Origin of the sequence: Mesorhizobium sp. C277A (assembly GCF_040324395.1) — a bacterium.
Lineage (GTDB): Bacteria > Pseudomonadota > Alphaproteobacteria > Rhizobiales > Rhizobiaceae > Mesorhizobium.
Window position 1 is genome coordinate 176312 of record NZ_JAMYVW010000004.1, and the last position, 15663, is coordinate 191974.

Genomic DNA, 15663 nt, shown 5'->3' on the forward strand with positions numbered 1-15663 from the left:
TTGGAATGGACATCCACCGCACTTTTGCGGAAGTGGTTTTCTGGGAAGATGGCCGGCTGCGCCACCACGGAGGGATCGTCATCACCCGCTCCGGTTTGGAAGGGTTCGGCCGCAGCCTGGTTGCAACTCGACGAGGTCGTTGTCGAGGCGACCGGCAATGCCATGGCGGTGGTGCGCGTGCTTTCGCCCTTCGTCGGCCGGGTGATTGTCGCCAATCCGATGCAGGTGAAGGCGATCGCCCATGACAGGATCAAGACCGACAAGATCGATGTCGGGGTTCTGGCGTAGCTCCATGCCAGCGGCTTTCTGCCGGAGGTGTTGGTTCCCAACGAGCGGACCGAGCGGCTTCGCCGTCTCGTCGCGCGGCGCAATCACGTCGTGCGACATCGCACGCGCGTGAAGAACGAGGTGCATGGCATCCTGCAGGCGCACCTCGTGCCGAAGTGCCCGCATGCCGATCTGTTCAACAATTGCGGCCGCGCCTGGCTTGAGCGGCAGGTGCTTCCCGACGACGAACGGGCCGCGATCGCCAGACATATCCGTGAGATCGATCGCCTGGCCGAGGATCTGGCACACGTTGATCGTGATATCGCCAGGGATGCGATTGACGATCCGCAGGTCGGTTGGCTTCAGACGATCACCGGCGTCAATGCCGTCGTGGCCATCCTGCGCATGATTCGTCGCGATGGACGTATCTCCGCACCGAGACCCAGGCCCGCCGCGAGTGACGGGGTAAAGGCGGGAAAGAGTGCGCGGGACACCGACCGCAAAGCTGGTCGCTGTCTATTCCTACTGGTGCGCTATGCCGACGACTCCATGATTTTGGTCTCGGGAACGCAGGAAGGACCCAATGGTAGAAATCCGCTTTGGCGGCATACCTGCACCGGACCAAAGGCCTCGAGTTGTCACCGGTAAAAGAACGATGCGAGAGCGCCATCTAATTTTTGGATGGCTGCGTTATCGATTCAATATTTGCCGCCAAGAATCGGCAGACGTAGCTTCAATCTAGAAAAATGATGCCGCGGCACCACAGGCTAGTGTGGGGCACCAGTGCCAGAAATTGGCGCTGCAAGCAGCCGAAACCGGCGCGGCCCAAGGTAAAGGGGAGAAAAGAATGAATTCGTACTTCAACCGACGCACGCTCGCGAAGGCACTTCTAGTGGGAGCAGCCGCCTCGCCTTTTGTGCTGCGCTCAAAAGCATTCGCCTCGTCTTGCGACGACCATATTGTGCGTATCGGCTCAACAAGCGCTCCCGATACAATGAATCCATTCGCGACCTGGAGCTCGGCTTTCCCTTTGTTCTACACTTACGACTGCCTGGTCGGTGTCGACGCCCAGCGACACGATGATCGGAAGGGATTTGCCCAGACGTGGTCCGTCGCTGATGACAGTCTCGCCTGGACATTTAAGATATGGCCCGGCATGAAGTGGTCGGATGGCCAACCCGCCACCGCGAGAGACGCCGCGTTCACTTTTAACTATCTACTTGGCTCCATAGGCAAGCCAGACGAACTGAATATTGGCCAAAACAGCACTAACGGCATGGAACAAATTGCATCCGTTACGGCCACTGATGATGAGACTTTGCAGATCGTTTCCAAGGCTCCTACGCGTTGGCCAGTTGACAACTACCTTCTAATGGTACCCGAGCACATTTGGAAGGACATTAGCTACGCGGATGCGCGCAGCACTTTCCGCAACGACCCGCCGCTGGTTGGAACTGGGCCTATGATCGTTGCTGAGTTTCAGCAGGGTCAGTTTGTGCGCCTCGCGCCGAATCCCTATTTCCGCACAGGGAAGCCGACAACGGCCGGCATGATTGTCCACCAGTTCAGCACGCAAGATCCAATTGCCCAGGGTCTGAAGAGTGGTAGTCTTGATTATGGTGGCGTAACGGCTGCCCAATGGGCTGACCTCTCGAAGAACCCCAATGTCGTGGTCGGTGAAGCGCGCAACGAGCAGCGGGATTACCTGGCCTTCAACACGGCGTCCGCCGAAGGGGCGGGCAGCACCAAAGCGCTGCAGGATCCAGCGTTTCGCGACGCGATCGGCTACGCGATCGACCAGAAGACCATTGTCGATCGGGCGTACCGCGGGCACGCCGACCCTGGTGTGGGAATCGCAATGCCGGTGGCCGCTGACTACTATTCGGACCTGGGCGACATCAGGCGCCATTTCGATCTCGCAGAGGCGGCTCGTCGGCTCGATGAGGCCGGGTATCGGGACACGAACGCCGATGGTGTCCGCGAGGACAAGGAGGGAAACAGCTTCCAGCTTGAGCTGATCGCAGGAAATCTTTCGGGTGTATATGAAATTCCGATTGCAGTCACGCAGCTCATCGCGGGCTGGTTGAGTCAAATTGGCATTCCCGTATCCGTGACCCAGCTCGATTCTGGGGCGTTGGGCGCCCGCATCAAACCGCCGGCGGACGGCGGCGGAGGCTGGGATTTGCTCATCGCCAGCACCTGGCTGTCTACCTCGCCTCACGACCTTCTTAGCTTGGGAAGCAGGAAGGCTCTGAACAACACTTCGTACTGGACTAACGAGAAATTCGAGAAATACTTTTCTGAACTGGATAGCACTGTTGACGTCAAAAAGAGCCAGTTATTGGTCGACCAGGCTGCGCGTCTCATCTATACTGATTCCCCGTATATCATGCTGAGTTATCCCTTAACGCTCGAGGCCCATCGCAAGGATTGCTTCGAAGGCTGGGGGACGGATGATGCGGTGTCACAGTGGGGCTATTTCCCGTTTGATCGCCTGAAGCCACGCAATGGCTAATCCTGGAAGCGGGGGCCGGACAAGTCGGCGCATTGGGCAGGTCCTTCTAAGAGCCATCGTTACGCTCGTGATGGTGGCAACGCTAAACTTCATCCTGTTCAGGGTCATTCCTGGTGACCCTGCATCGCTTTTGCTTGGCGGAGCGCGCACCAGCGTGACCGCTGAGCAGATGGAGGCGCAACGTCAAAATTGGGGCCTCGATCGGCCTTTATTTCCGGATCAAGTCCTCGACTACTTGTCCGCGACCCTCCAGGGCGACTTGGGCTACAGCTTCAAGTTCAGGGGCAGGCATGTCGCTGACCTGATTGTGGAGCGCCTGCCCGCCACCATTGCCCTGGTCGGAGTTGCTCAGGTAATTGCAATCGTTGTTGGGGTGATGCTTGGCCTCTATGCGGGCTGGCGCCGAGGAGGAGCCGTCGACCATATCGCCACGGGAGTCTCCCTGGCGCTCTACTCTACGCCGTCGTTCTGGCTCGGCATGCTCCTTGTGGTGATCTTCAGTACGAAATTCGGCTGGCTTCCAGGCTATGGTGCATATTCACCCGGCGTGAGCACAGGCTCCCTTGATTCGTTGCTCGATTACTTGCGGCATCTCGCGCTTCCAGTCACCGCGGTGGCTCTTGGACTCATCGGCCAATATGTCGTGGTCGCTCGTGCCGCGATGAGTGACGTTGTCACCGAGGATTACATGGTGACCGCGCGGGCCAAGGGGCTGACCGGGGGCCAGATGCTGCTGCGACATGCATTGCGTAATGCAATGCTGCCCGTCGTAACCTTGATTACCCTCAATCTCGGTTACGTTGTCGCCGGTGCCATCACGGTTGAAGCTGTCTTCGCCTGGCCGGGGATCGGCGGCCTGACAGTGGAGGCGCTCAATGCACGGGACTACCCAGTCCTTCAAGGAGTTTTCCTGTTGCTCGGCGCCTCGATTGTTCTCGCAAACCTCGTAGCAGATCTTGCCTACGGCCTTCTCGATCCGAGGGTTCGACAATGAGTGACAGTACTGTTCGGTACTCCCCGCGAGGCCGTGCGCGCGCCGTAAAAGGTTTTCTTCGTCAATTTCTTGGCTATGGCGAGGCTCAGCTTGGCCTGTTGTGTCTGTTATTCTTTCTTGTTATGGCAGCGATGCCCAATATGCTGGTGGGACCGCTCCAGACTGCGATCAACGCATCCGGCGATTTCCTCGTGCCACCCTCAGGCCAGCATCTGCTGGGGACAGACGAAGTCGGGAGGGACGTGCTCAATCTGGTCGTCCACGGCGCCCGGATCTCGCTCACGATTGCGCTGCTGGCGACGGTGATTAGCCTCATCGTCGGGACTACGGTCGGAATGACCGCGGGCTACTTTGGTGGCTGGGTGGACGTTTGGCTGATGCGCTTGACAGACTTCTTTTTCGTCATGCCGTCGTTCGTGCTAGCGCTGGTCATCACACCCGTGGTTCTCGAGGTGATGGGTCGGGGCAGAGAAATCCTCGGCTTCCGTCCCTCTCTTTTTGTGATCCTTCTCGTTATTGGCATGACAAGCTGGGCGTTCGTCGCCCGTATCGTCCGCAGCCAGACACTGTCACTCAAGGAGCGAACATTCATTGATCGTGCACGCGTTGCCGGCAGCAGTAATCTCAGGATCATGTTGCGACACATTCTCCCCAATCTCGTGCCGCAAATCGCGGCCAACGGGGCTCTGGTCGTCGCCGGCGCGATTTATGTCGAGACATCGCTCTCGTTTCTCGGGCTTGGCGACCCCTTGCAGCCTTCATGGGGTACTTTGCTATCGCTCGCCCAGCGCGCCGGGGCGGCCAGCGCTGGGGCGTGGTGGTACCTTGGTGCTCCCGGGATGTGCGTAGTCACGGTTTCCCTTAGCTTCGTCCTGATTGGCAATGCCCTCGACGACACCTTCAATCCACGGCGGAGGGTTATCCCGTGATAAACTCCTCCCAGGACAAGGCTCCGCTTCTGGTAGTCGACGGTCTCTCTGTCGACTATGGGCTCAAGGGCGTTTCATCGCGAGCAATCGACGGCGTGAGCTTCGTGCTCCGGGCCGGAGAGGCCGTTGGCCTCGTCGGAGAATCGGGCAGTGGCAAGACCACGACTGCCATGGCGATCGCGGGTCTGCTGTCACCCAACGCAAGGGTCAGCGAGGGCGAGGTACGCTATCGCGGTAACCGACTTCCGATCGACGATGATGCGGCGATGCGACCGCATCGCTGGTGCGAAACGTCTGTAGTCTTCCAGGGCGCTATGAATGCGCTCAATCCTGTTCACCGCATCATCAAGCAGATCGCCGAGCCGTGTATGCTGAAGCTCGGCATGTCGCGTGTTGAGGCGACCGCGCGGGCAAGAGAGCTGCTCGGGCTCGTGGGTATTCCGACTGACCGCGGTTCCGCCTATCCGCACGAGTTGTCCGGCGGCATGCGTCAAAGAGTGATGATCGCGATGGCGCTCGCATGTCGCCCCTCGATCGTCATCGGCGATGAGCCCACCACGGCGCTGGACGTCATAACACAGGCTCAGATCATTAAGCTGCTGGGGGAGTTGCGATCGAAGCTTAGCCTTGCCCTCATTTTGATCACCCACGACCTTTCTGTCGTGGCTGAGTGTTGCGATCGCGTGATGATCATGTACGCGGGGCGGATCCTCGAGGATGGCGCTGTCGCCGAAATCTTCGCCCAGCCTAAACATCCCTACACGCGCCTGCTGATCGAATCGATCCCGAACCCAGCGAGCGGCAAACGGATCATTCGGCCAATACCCGGTGATCCCCCCAACCTGGTGAATCGACCCTCAGGCTGCGCTTTCCATCCACGTTGCCCGTCGGCCATGGGGATTTGCGGGACCGAAGTCCCCAGCCTCGATCAGTTCGGGCGGGGGCGCGTTGCCTGTCACCTTTACCGGTCCTCGCAAGAAGCCAAGGTCGCAGCTCATGCCTGACACCGCCGATATCCTGCGTCTCGAGAGGCTGCAGGTCCATTTTCCTATACAGGGCGGGCTGTGCGACCGTGTGCTGGGCCGACCTGCCGGCGCCGTGCGCGCGGTGGACGGAATCGACCTCAACATCGGACGAGGTGAGATTGTCGCCTTGGTCGGGGAATCGGGAAGCGGCAAGACGACGGTGGGCCGTGTCATCACCAAGCTTGCTCAGCCAACAGGCGGCAAGCTGTTGTTCGAAGGCCGCGACATGACCGCGGAGCGAGGCTCCTCGGCCCTGCGTCCTTACCGGCATCGCGTGCAGATGATCTTCCAGGACGCTTATCAGGCACTCAACCCGCGACACACCGTATTCGATGTCGTGGCGGAGCCATTGCGCTCACTGCGGCTGGTCGACAACGCCACTCAACTCGCCGAGCGGGTGAGCGAAGCGCTTGCGGCCGCCGGGCTCAATCCTCCCGGTGATTTCTTCTCCCGTTTCCCACACGAACTATCCGGCGGGCAGCGCCAACGAGTCGTTATTGCCGGTGCGCTTGCCGTGAAGCCAGAGCTCATCGTTGCTGATGAACCTGTCTCGATGCTCGATGTCTCGATACGCGCGCAGATTCTTCAGGTCCTGGTTGACTTATGCGACAAGCACAATATGGCGCTGCTGTTCATTACCCACGACCTGCCGCTCGCCTGGTTGATCGCCGACAGAATTGCGGTCTTGTATCTTGGAAAATTGGTCGAGATCGGCAGTGCCGACGAGCTCACGTTCAACCCATGCCATCCCTATACAGTTGCCTTGCGTAACGCCACACCACAGATTGGCGGCAACGTAGGTCGCTCCGAGCTGCCGGCCCTACAAGGCGAGGTTCCAAGTGCCGCGCGCGTGCCGAAAGGCTGTCGTTTCCATACGCGTTGCCCACTGGCGTTCGATCGCTGCAAAGTCGAGGAGCCGCCCGCCATCGAAGTCGGAACGCGGCACATGTCCGCGTGCTGGCGAAGTGAAGGCTGACGGCTTCGTAACGAAATCCCCCGACGAGGTTCTCGTCAGCATTAAACGCCATTGCCAACGCACTTCGACCTCGCACCACAGGCAGCCTTCGCACGTTTGCACCGTGTCGGACACGGATGAGGACTGACCATCTAGATTCTCGATAGCTGGGGTCTTCATTCTATGTTTGTCAATTCCGAGATGAGCATGCAACTCTGATCAGCAGCACGGCGAGGGAGCTGCCGCGCGATCAGCTAGATATGTGAGGAGATAGCCTGTTTGCGGGTTATTTCTCGGTGTACTTCAGATGCAGTGTTGAAGAATGTACGCTTTCTTTCCATCCGACAGGGAGCATTACTACGGGCCGGACGCGATGCTGCCAAAATGATGAAAAGGAACATGTTTGGCAATTTGAGCTAGGGCGGCTTGAACGGTTTGCTCGCTATCTCCCAGGAGGAATATTAATGCACAAACTATGTTGTTTGCTGATTGCCGCGGCAAAATACTCCTGTTTTCAGATGAGCGTCGTCTGATGGGAGACAAGCGCCTTCAGCCACTTCTTCCTCGGGCTGAGCCACGGATTCGGGTGCTTCATGACGACGTTATGATGGACTCGTATCGCTGGCTCCGCAACCGGGACAATCCCGATGTTCGCGCGTATCTGCAAGCCGAGAACAGCTACGCAGAGCAAGCGACAGCTCACCTTTCAGCGCTTAAGGCGGAGATCATCGCCGAGATTGATGGTCGTCAGCCTCGCGAGGGAATCCCACCAGCGTTACAAGTTGGGCCTTTCGAGTACTTCCAGAGGGACGAGCCGAGCTTGGCTCATCCGGCTTGGTGGCGCCGCCCAGTACGAGGCGGCTCGGAGGAACAAGTGCTTGACCCAAACGCGATTCCCGGTGCAGAGGTCTTCTACTCACTCGGTGTCTTCGAGCCAAGTGACGACGGTCGTTACGTGGCCTTCAGCTTCGACGTGATTGGGAACGAGAATTACGAGCTTAGGGTTCGGGACATGAAGACCGGCCAAGATGTCTGGCAGGGCTCGAACAAAGTTGCGATGGTGGCTTGGGCCGCAGATGGTCACACTTTGTTTTTCACGCGCGAGCAGCCTAGCCGACAACAATGTCATGAGCTTATCCGCCTGAACATCGCAACTGGGCTTTCTGAGGTAGTATTTGAGGAAACCAACGAGCAATTGAAAGTACAGGTTCGGCGTTCTGATAGTGGCGCCTGGTTGTTCCTCGACGTGACTGCCTTCTCCGGCTATTCGTGTTTTCCTGTTCATGTCGGTGCTGAAGAGGTGTGGTGTCTTCCTGCCGACCAGGCGGGGGGCAATTGGCGCCGGATTGTGAGGCGCGGAAACGGCCACGAGATCTATGCGGAGCACTGGGGCGATAGTTTCCTGTTTCGGGTGGACGACGCTGGACCGTATTGCCGGCTGGTGTGTGCACCGATAGATAACCCGTCACCGTCGTCCTGGGAGGAGATCATCCCGCATCGAGCGGGCGTGACTCTCGAGGAAGTACACGTCCTAGAGAAGCACTTGGTGGTCCTAGAACGAGAAGGCCTGCGTCCTCGCTTGGTCTCACGTGACGGAAGCGGGCGTGTTGGGACAACGATCGTTCCCGACGAGTCGAGTTGCACTCTTAAGGCCGGCTTATCCGCAGGAGGGGCGCATTCGGTTGCACGGCATTTGTTCGAAAGCTCGAAGTTAGTTTATTCAATTAGCTCGTTTGTGACGCCTGACGCTGTAAAAGAGCATGATCTCGACGACGACCGTTCGGTGACCTTGTTCCAGGCCGACATACCAGGGTTTGACCCTGCATTATACGTGTCCCAGGTTATGATGGTCGAAGCGGAAGACGGCGTTGAGATACCGATTTCGCTTGTTGCTCGGCGCGACCGAACGAGCCCTGGGCCGGTCGTACTCCGCGTCTACGGCTGTTACGGGTCATCAAGATGGCCGTCGTTCAAGGCCTGGCCTTCATTCATGACTGCTCGGTTAAGCCTGCTCGACCGAGGGGTTGCTTTCGGTTGGGCCCACGTACGTGGTGGCGGTGAACTCGGCCGCCCCTGGCACGAGGCGGCCATGGGTGAGGCAAAACGCACCACCCACACAGATCTGATCGCCGCTGCCGAGGGACTTGTTGAGCAGGGCTTCGCCACCCGCGACGGGATTGTAATCGAGGGAGCGAGCGCTGGCGGGGGCGTTGTGCTTGCTACGGCCGCCTTGCGGCCGGACTTGTTCCGCGCCGTGCTTGCCGAGGTTCCGCTCGCCGACATCCTGGATACTGAAATGGACGCCGCAATGCCGTGGGCTCTATGGGAGAGGGCGGAGTATGGACATCCCCACATCGCCAATGAATATCGGCACCTGCTCAGCTACGACCCCTACTACAACCTCAGCGCCGATCGCCCACTTCCGCCGACATATGTCGACGCCGCGCTCGATGATGGCCAGGTGCTCTATTATCAGCCCGCTCGCTATGTGGCGCAGCGTCGATCCTGTGCTGCCGATCGCGATCCCGAGCTGGTTTTCCGCATGCGGATGGTCGGCGGCCACAGCGGTGCTTCTCACGGGCCTGGCGTAGCCGAGGAAAGAGCATTTCGCATGGCCTGGACGCTCGACCATCTCCGATGATCAAGCAACTGAGCGCTGAGTGTCGCAAATATGACGGCTGTGGTCAGAAGGGAAGTTCGTCGGCCTTCCGTGCCGTCTTGCCAACACAGGTGCTCTAGGAGCCCGTCCAGATAGGTCATTGCTACGGGCACTTGTTGCACGATAGCCGGCTCAGGCGGGCGGCGGTGCAGATCATTGCCCACTCGGCACGCACTTTTTCAACGCCCCCCAATAGGAATTGGCGGAAGCCACGTGCCTGTTTGATCTGTCCGAACACTGGTCCACCACTTGCTTTCTCAATCGATGGGGCGTTTCGAAGCCGCCGTCGCCGATCTTCTCTCGCATTCGTTGGGTCAGCGGCCCGCCGACTTTTCCGCTCGCGGCGGTCGGGTGCTTGGCGCGTCCGGGCGCGACGTAGCCGTCGATGCCGTGCGCTTCGAGCGCTTCGAGATTGGCTTCGCTGCAGTAGCCGGAGTCCGCTGAGGCCTGCGCTGGTTGGCCCCGAGATTATTCTCGATGGCCTCGATCAGGGGCACCTACTGGCCCTGGTCACTGCCGCACTGAGTCAGGTCGTGCGCGACAATGATCTGGCCATGGGCATCCGCGGCAGCCTGGGCATTATAGGCCTGCACGAAGCCATCCTTCGACTTCATGATGCGGCTTTCCAGTGAAGTTGCGTTGCGCCTGGGGATCGGGCTCCTCTGATGGCGCCGCCGCCGGTTTGCCAGGCTTCTTGCGGCCTGCGGCCTGGCGCTGCTCTTCTTTTTCGGCCTCGATCCGGCGCTCTTCTTGCGTCGCCAGCTTGGCCTCGGCTTCAGCGACGCCATCGCCTGCTGGATCTTGGCCAGCCGCTTCTGCTTGTCGCCGGCCCAATCCGGCATCTCGTCGCCGCGCTTGTCCTTGCCGACAGTCACGTCCTCCTCGGCATTCGCGGCCTCGGCCGCCGCCAGCATACGAGCGACTTCGGCTTTCAATCCAGCTCGCGCTTCTTCATGCGCTCATAACTCATCGCCTTGTGTTTCGACGCGTTCGCCTTGATCTTCGTGCCATCCAGCGCGACATGGCCGATTTTGACCAATCCTGCCGTCTCACACAGCTTCAGAACCTGCACGAACAGCGCCTCGAGCGCCTTCAAATGCCGCTTGCGGAAGTCGCTGATCGTCCGGAAATCCGGCGGATCGAGCGCCACGATCATCACAAAATCATTCCGTTCGCGGCAGGATCCGCCGGGACGAATACAGTCCGCTCGCAGTAGCGACATGGGGCATTATGGGAGTCAGCAGGATATCGAATCCTTGGATCGCCTCACCCACCTGAAAGCGCTTTTTCCGCAAGGCCTCATGAAGCTCTCAAGGGTCGATTTGCTCAGCTCGGCCATATTCGTAGTGCTCCAAATTGACCAGCGCCAAAGTACTAGAATCAATCGCGCGCGCCATTGCCGGCGCATTGTCGTCCCCGAGGAGTGAAGCCCTCGCTTCCAGGGCGCGCAGGACTTCCGCATCCAGATCGATCTCACCCCATTTGGTCCTTGCTATTCCGACTCTCAAAGCGGCGGTCGGCTCGGCAAGTTCCTCCACATACCAACTGTTCGGCTGGACTACATGAAAGCATCACTAGGATGAGGATTCGAGAAAACATCGAGCGCAGCACGCACAGTATTGCACAAAAGAGCGACGGCCGTCCTAAAAGTAAGGCAGCAGCCATCTCAAAACGCGATGGCACTGTCTGGAACATTATATTGGCGGACTCAATGCCAAGTGGCACATACTCGGCGGGTAGCGGATCCCACTGCATCCTCCCGTCAACGCCGTCCGACAGAAATCGAGCGAACTGAAGTGCAGATCAAAGACGTGCTCCTCGCGCCAGGAAACGGCGCGTTTTTCTACGACGATCAGGCAGCCATAAGAGCCGGTGCCTCGCAGGACGGTTTTGTCTATGTGAGTGAACCCGTCACGCCGGACTTCCAATCCATTCGCGTTCCGGCATCTTCGCTGAGTGTCGGGCTTGTCCTTGTCGACGACACCGTCGTTTGGGGCGACATGATGAGCGTTCAGTATTCTGGTGCCGGTGGACGCGATCCTCTGTTTGAAACTGCTCGAATCTCAGATCTGACGTCGCAGGTTGTGGTGCCGCGGCTTCTCGATGTCGATGTGTCTCGCTACCTTGATGCCTGCGCTAAGATTTTCGAGCCCATCGGACGCAAGCGGTTACCTCTCGCGATTGAGTACGGGGTCAGCCAGGCGCTGCTTCGCGCAGCGGCTCATCTTCAACGTACGACAATGGCGGAGATCGTTTGCAGAGAATTTAACCTACCGCTGCCAACGCTTAGAGTCCCGATTTACTGCCAGAGTGGAGATGCGCGCGAAACAAACGTTGACAAGATGATTCTAAAAGCCGTGGATGTCCTTCCGCACGGCCTGATCAACTCCAGGCAGAAATTCGGCGCAGGCGGCCAGACTTTCCAGGAGTTCGTGAAGTGGGTTGCGGTGCGCACGCGCGAGATCGGCCATCCGGGATATCAGCCCGTGCTGCACTTCGATGTGTATGGCTGGATCGGTCAGGAAATCGGGCTGGCGCCGCAAAGTATTGCCGACTTTGTCTGCAAGGTTGCCGATAGCGTACCGGGTTTCACTCTTAACATCGAGTTCCCTGCCGATTTTGGTTCGACGCAAGCTCAAATTGAGAACTACGCCGAGATCGTATCGATTTTGGACACCCGGGGCTCCAATGCTCGTATTGTCGTAGACGAGAGGTGCAATACGCTTGCGGATATCCGGCTCTTCGCCGAAGCGAAGGCCGCCCATCTCGTCCAAATCAAGACCCCCGATGTCGGCTCAATTGCCGATACGGTGCGCGCCGTTCTTATCTGCAAGGCGAATAAGGTTGGGGCATATGTCGGGGGAAGCTGTACCGAGACGGATCTCTCCGCTCAAGCTTCTGTCCACGTCTCGGTGGCAACCCAAGCCGACATGATGCTCGCGAAGCCCGGAATGGGCGTCGACGAGGGATTTTCCATCGTTGGGAACGAACAGAGCCGGCTGCTCGCGATCCTGAGCCGTCGAGCAACTGAAAATATTGGCTGAAAAGCGCGGTGTGTCACCAATGCAGAATAGCCTTGAGGGGATCACAGTTATTGCGGTTGAGCAGGCCGTGGCCGCGCCTTATGCGTCGTCTCGCCTTGCGGATGCCGGCGCCCGGGTAATCAAGATCGAACGGCCGGAAGGGGACTTTGCCCGAAGCTATGACAAGTTGGTTCGAGGGCAGAGCGCTTACTTCGTCTGGCTCAATCGGGGTAAGGAGTCGGTGTGTCTAGACCTGAGGTTGGAGGCGGACCGCGAGGTCCTCGACACGCTCATTGCCGATGCCGACGTCTTTATCCAGAATCTGAAGCCGGGCAGTATCGAAAAACTGGGCTTCGGGTCTGCTGATCTGCGCCGACGGTTTCCGCGGCTGATCGCCTGCGACATCTCGGGTTTCGGGGACAAAGGGCCGTATTCCCATTTGAAGGCTTATGATCTCATCGTCCAGGCCGAAACAGGTCTATGCGCAATCACCGGCAACCAACAGGGGCCCGCGCGTGTAGGCGTTTCGGTTTGTGACATCTCGGCGGGCATGACAGCGCATAGCGCCATTCTTCAGGCCCTCTATCACCGCGAGGTCACCGGCGAAGGCACCAGCATCCAGGTGTCACTGTTCGATGCCATCGCCGATTGGATGAATGTTCCGGTTCTGCAAAGCGACTACAGCGGCTATCACACCGTACGCGCCGGCGTGAAGCACCCGTCGCTGGTTCCCTATGGCGCCTATCGCTGCGCTGACGGCAAAGAACTCATCTTTTCGGTTCAAAACGACCGCGAATGGGTAAACTTCTGCGAGAAATTCCTGAAGCAGCCGGAGCTTACACGCGCACCTGGTTTTGCTGATAACATGGAGCGCCTAGGTCACCGCGCGGAGCTTGATGAGGTCATTGAGAGGCGCTTTTGTGAACTGTCCTGCCATGAAGCGATGCGGGAGCTCGAGGCGGCCGGCTTGGCATATGGCCGACTGAACGAAGTGGTGGATGTTTCGAGGCATCCACACATTCGCAGGGTCGAGGTTGGCACACCCGAAGGAACCGTCGAGACGATAGCGCCGGCGGCGATTTTCAACTCTGAGCGCCCCTCGCTGCGCCCGGTGCCGGCTCTTGGCGCCAACACCGAGGCTGTCCGCGAAGAGGTTCTGGGGCGTTTGCGCGAAAGAGCCGCATCAGCGTGAGCGGCCTCTTTTCGGAAAAGTGGGCGTGCTCGCGATTTACAAAAAGCGTGCATACTTCAGGCCATCCCGGTGCAGCCGTCCAGCAACCTTATTGCCAACGCCCTCGCTAAAATCGACCGCAGAGGTAACTCCATGATCAAGGACACCAGTCCGACCGTTGAAAGCGCGATGTCTGTACCCCGCTGGAGATCTCTGCTCTTCGTTCCCGCTCACGTTCCGCGCTTTGTGGAGGCGGCCCACGAGCGCGGGGCAGATGGCGTCATCCTCGACCTGGAAGACTCCGTTCCTCAGGATCAGAAGGACGAGGCGCGGCGGCAGCTTTCTGAATCCGTGGCAAAGGTGGCCCGCAAGGGTGCATCCGTTTTGGTCCGGGTCAATCGTGGTTTGCGTGCGTTAGCTGCCGATCTCGATGCAGCCGCTGTGGCGGGTGTTGATGCACTTGTTCTTCCCAAGACGGACTCGGCAGAGTGGGTATCCGAGATCGCCAATGCGGTTTCGGAATTTGAACGAGAAAGAAATCTTCCGCTGGGACGCATCCAGTTCCTTGCCCAGATCGAGACCCCGGGCGCCTTGCAAAGGCTCGCGACCATTGCGTCGGCGCATCCAAGGATGGTCGCAATGGCACTTGGTCCTGAAGACTTCAGTGCTGCTATCGGCGGCGCCCCGGAATTCGACCTTCTGTTGACTCCGAACCTTGCAGTTCTTTTTGCTGCCCGTGCGGCCGGATTGCTCCCGCTCGGTTTCATCGGAAGCATCGGCCAGTTCTCGGACATTGATAAGCTTCGCGAGGCCGCGGCGCATGCGCGGCGGCTTGGCTTTGCCGGAGCCTTGGCGATCCATCCGACACAGGTGGCCATATTTAATGAGGCTTTCTCGCCAAGCGCGCAGGAAGTCGAGTGGGCCCGCGCTGTTGTTGCAGCGGAGAACGATGCCGCTGACCGCGGACTGTCTGCGTTCTCGTTGGATGGTAGGATGGTTGATCCGCCTGTGGTGCGGCGCGCCCACGAAATCCTGACCCTCGCCGGTAGCAACTGAACCTAACTCCGGTCAATGGTCCGACCGGGAACCTTTCCCTGCTGTGCGCCAGCAAGTATTACTTGCGGCCCATCTCGTTTCGAGATAAATGCAAAGGACTGGGGGAGTTGCCTCAGTTAGGTTAAGCCGTGGATATCAGGCAGTTAAAATACTTTGTCGGCGTAGTGGAAGCCGGCAGTTTCACGAAGGCCGCTTCGCTCCTGCATGTCGCTCAGAGCGCCCTTAGCCTCCATGTGCGTCAACTGGAGGAAGGCTTCGGCACTCAGCTGCTGGTACGCGACAGGACCGGCATCAGTGTGACCGCCTCTGGAACGAAACTGCTTGAGCGGGCGCGGACGATTCTCAGGGAAGTTCGACTCACCGAGATGGAACTGACCAACACGGTGGCTTCTCCTTCCGGAGAGGTGACCATAGGCATTCCGTCCGGGGCTGCGCGTGTCCTTAGCGGTCCGCTGCTTGAATCCGTAAGAAACGAGATGCCAAGGATCTCCCTTAAGATGATCGAGGGCATGACGGGACCGTTGGAGGAGTGGATGGCTGCCGGCCGCTTCAATCTGGCTGTCCTCTACCGCACTGCCGAGAGCGCGGGGCGGATGACGGTGCTGGCACGCGAAGAATTTTGCCTTGTGGTGCCGCCGGGTGAACCACCGTTCGAAGACGAGATACCGCTCGCCGATTTACATGCGTTCCCGTTAGCGGTTCCCATGCGCAACAACAATGTCAGGCGTTCGGTGGCTGATGTCGTTGCGCAGCACGGTTCTGTGCTTGACGTCAGATTCGAAGTCGACTCCCTTTCTACGATCATCAATATGGTCATGGAAGGAAAAGCGTATTCTATCCTTGCCCCGTCGGCCATTCAGAGGGAAGCCTGTCAGGGACAGGTCCGAACGGTTAAAATCGTTGATCCAGTGATTACCCGCTCCGTTGTGCTTGCCGTCAACCCCAAAGATGAGCAATCTCCCGCTGTCTCTGCTGTCCGCAAGCTGATCCCCAATGTCACCAGGACATTAATCGAGAGCGGGCAGTGGCCGGCCACGGCTCCGGTTCGGGCTTAGGCATATCCGTCAAA

16 protein-coding genes are annotated in these 15663 nt (G+C 58.9%); 12 read left to right on the plus strand and 4 right to left on the minus strand.

Annotated elements, in window-relative coordinates; translation table 11 throughout:
• The 8 genes from NKK52_RS30465 (at position 1) to NKK52_RS30500 (ending at position 9326) form a co-directional block, all read left to right on the plus strand.
• Positions 1 to 288, plus strand: coding sequence for a hypothetical protein (locus NKK52_RS30465; RefSeq protein ID WP_352630797.1), 288 nt, complete (start codon positions 1 to 3; stop codon positions 286 to 288).
• Between the two features lie 30 nt (positions 289 to 318).
• Positions 319 to 915 carry a hypothetical protein gene (locus NKK52_RS30470; protein WP_023682811.1) on the plus strand — a complete coding sequence of 199 codons (597 nt, stop codon included), beginning with the start codon at positions 319 to 321 and terminating at the stop codon, positions 913 to 915.
• 199 nt (positions 916 to 1114) lie between these two features.
• Positions 1115 to 2782, plus strand: coding sequence for an ABC transporter substrate-binding protein (locus NKK52_RS30475; RefSeq protein WP_031203883.1), 1668 nt, complete (start codon positions 1115 to 1117; stop codon positions 2780 to 2782).
• The gene (locus NKK52_RS30480; protein ID WP_023682809.1) at positions 2775 to 3776 is read left to right on the plus strand and encodes an ABC transporter permease; all 1002 of its coding nucleotides are present in this window, start codon (positions 2775 to 2777) and stop codon (positions 3774 to 3776) included. The genes NKK52_RS30475 and NKK52_RS30480 overlap by 8 nt, the downstream gene beginning before the upstream one ends.
• A complete protein-coding gene (locus NKK52_RS30485) occupies positions 3773 to 4705 on the plus strand; it encodes an ABC transporter permease (RefSeq protein WP_023682808.1) in 933 nt (310 codons plus the stop codon). The genes NKK52_RS30480 and NKK52_RS30485 overlap by 4 nt, the downstream gene beginning before the upstream one ends.
• Complete coding sequence (locus tag NKK52_RS30490) at positions 4702 to 5709, plus strand: ABC transporter ATP-binding protein (protein ID WP_156939249.1); 1008 nt, start codon at positions 4702 to 4704, stop codon at positions 5707 to 5709. The genes NKK52_RS30485 and NKK52_RS30490 overlap by 4 nt, the downstream gene beginning before the upstream one ends.
• Positions 5702 to 6706 (plus strand): ABC transporter ATP-binding protein, encoded by a 1005-nt coding sequence (locus NKK52_RS30495; protein ID WP_023682806.1) that lies wholly within the window; start codon positions 5702 to 5704, stop codon positions 6704 to 6706. Before NKK52_RS30490 ends, NKK52_RS30495 begins: the two co-directional genes overlap by 8 nt.
• 511 nt (positions 6707 to 7217) lie before the next feature.
• The gene (locus tag NKK52_RS30500; RefSeq protein ID WP_023682805.1) at positions 7218 to 9326 is read left to right on the plus strand and encodes a prolyl oligopeptidase family serine peptidase; all 2109 of its coding nucleotides are present in this window, start codon (positions 7218 to 7220) and stop codon (positions 9324 to 9326) included.
• Between the two features lie 121 nt (positions 9327 to 9447).
• Here NKK52_RS30500 and NKK52_RS32325 read toward each other — a convergent pair whose 3' ends face one another.
• The 4 genes from NKK52_RS32325 to NKK52_RS30515 all read right to left on the minus strand — a co-directional run bounded on the left by NKK52_RS32325 (position 9448) and on the right by NKK52_RS30515 (position 10882).
• The gene (locus NKK52_RS32325) at positions 9448 to 9816 is read right to left on the minus strand and encodes a transposase (protein WP_156939256.1); all 369 of its coding nucleotides are present in this window, start codon (positions 9814 to 9816) and stop codon (positions 9448 to 9450) included.
• A 25-nt stretch (positions 9817 to 9841) separates the two neighbouring features.
• Positions 9842 to 10279, minus strand: coding sequence for a hypothetical protein (locus NKK52_RS30505; RefSeq protein WP_156939248.1), 438 nt, complete (start codon positions 10277 to 10279; stop codon positions 9842 to 9844).
• Positions 10276 to 10494, minus strand: a complete 219-nt coding sequence (locus tag NKK52_RS30510; RefSeq protein ID WP_156939247.1) for a hypothetical protein — start codon at positions 10492 to 10494, stop codon at positions 10276 to 10278. Before NKK52_RS30510 ends, NKK52_RS30505 begins: the two co-directional genes overlap by 4 nt.
• Before the next feature lie 160 nt (positions 10495 to 10654).
• Complete coding sequence (locus NKK52_RS30515) at positions 10655 to 10882, minus strand: hypothetical protein (protein WP_023682801.1); 228 nt, start codon at positions 10880 to 10882, stop codon at positions 10655 to 10657.
• 258 nt (positions 10883 to 11140) lie between these two features.
• Here NKK52_RS30515 and NKK52_RS30520 point away from each other — a divergent pair, with 258 nt between their 5' ends.
• From NKK52_RS30520 to NKK52_RS30535, 4 genes are all read left to right on the plus strand, one after another.
• Complete coding sequence (locus NKK52_RS30520) at positions 11141 to 12388, plus strand: methylaspartate ammonia-lyase (protein ID WP_023682800.1); 1248 nt, start codon at positions 11141 to 11143, stop codon at positions 12386 to 12388.
• A 19-nt stretch (positions 12389 to 12407) separates the two neighbouring features.
• Positions 12408 to 13559 carry a CaiB/BaiF CoA transferase family protein gene (locus NKK52_RS30525; protein ID WP_023682799.1) on the plus strand — a complete coding sequence of 384 codons (1152 nt, stop codon included), beginning with the start codon at positions 12408 to 12410 and terminating at the stop codon, positions 13557 to 13559.
• Between the two features lie 132 nt (positions 13560 to 13691).
• Positions 13692 to 14594 (plus strand): HpcH/HpaI aldolase/citrate lyase family protein, encoded by a 903-nt coding sequence (locus NKK52_RS30530; protein ID WP_031203880.1) that lies wholly within the window; start codon positions 13692 to 13694, stop codon positions 14592 to 14594.
• A gap of 128 nt (positions 14595 to 14722) precedes the next feature.
• The gene (locus tag NKK52_RS30535; protein ID WP_023682797.1) at positions 14723 to 15649 is read left to right on the plus strand and encodes a LysR family transcriptional regulator; all 927 of its coding nucleotides are present in this window, start codon (positions 14723 to 14725) and stop codon (positions 15647 to 15649) included.
• The last annotated feature ends 14 nt before the right edge of the window (positions 15650 to 15663 follow it).

What these genes read in the sequence shown, in the direction of transcription:
- NKK52_RS30485 (WP_023682808.1), top strand. Translation starts at nt 3,773, where the DNA reads ATGAGTGACAGTACTGTTCGGTACTCCCCGCGAGGCCGTGCGCGCGCC.
- NKK52_RS30500 (WP_023682805.1), top strand. Translation starts at nt 7,218, where the DNA reads ATGGGAGACAAGCGCCTTCAGCCACTTCTTCCTCGGGCTGAGCCACGG.
- NKK52_RS30525 (WP_023682799.1), top strand. Translation starts at nt 12,408, where the DNA reads ATGCAGAATAGCCTTGAGGGGATCACAGTTATTGCGGTTGAGCAGGCC.
- NKK52_RS30495 (WP_023682806.1), top strand. Translation starts at nt 5,702, where the DNA reads ATGCCTGACACCGCCGATATCCTGCGTCTCGAGAGGCTGCAGGTCCAT.
- NKK52_RS30530 (WP_031203880.1), top strand. Translation starts at nt 13,692, where the DNA reads ATGATCAAGGACACCAGTCCGACCGTTGAAAGCGCGATGTCTGTACCC.
- NKK52_RS30480 (WP_023682809.1), top strand. Translation starts at nt 2,775, where the DNA reads ATGGCTAATCCTGGAAGCGGGGGCCGGACAAGTCGGCGCATTGGGCAG.
- NKK52_RS30475 (WP_031203883.1), top strand. Translation starts at nt 1,115, where the DNA reads ATGAATTCGTACTTCAACCGACGCACGCTCGCGAAGGCACTTCTAGTG.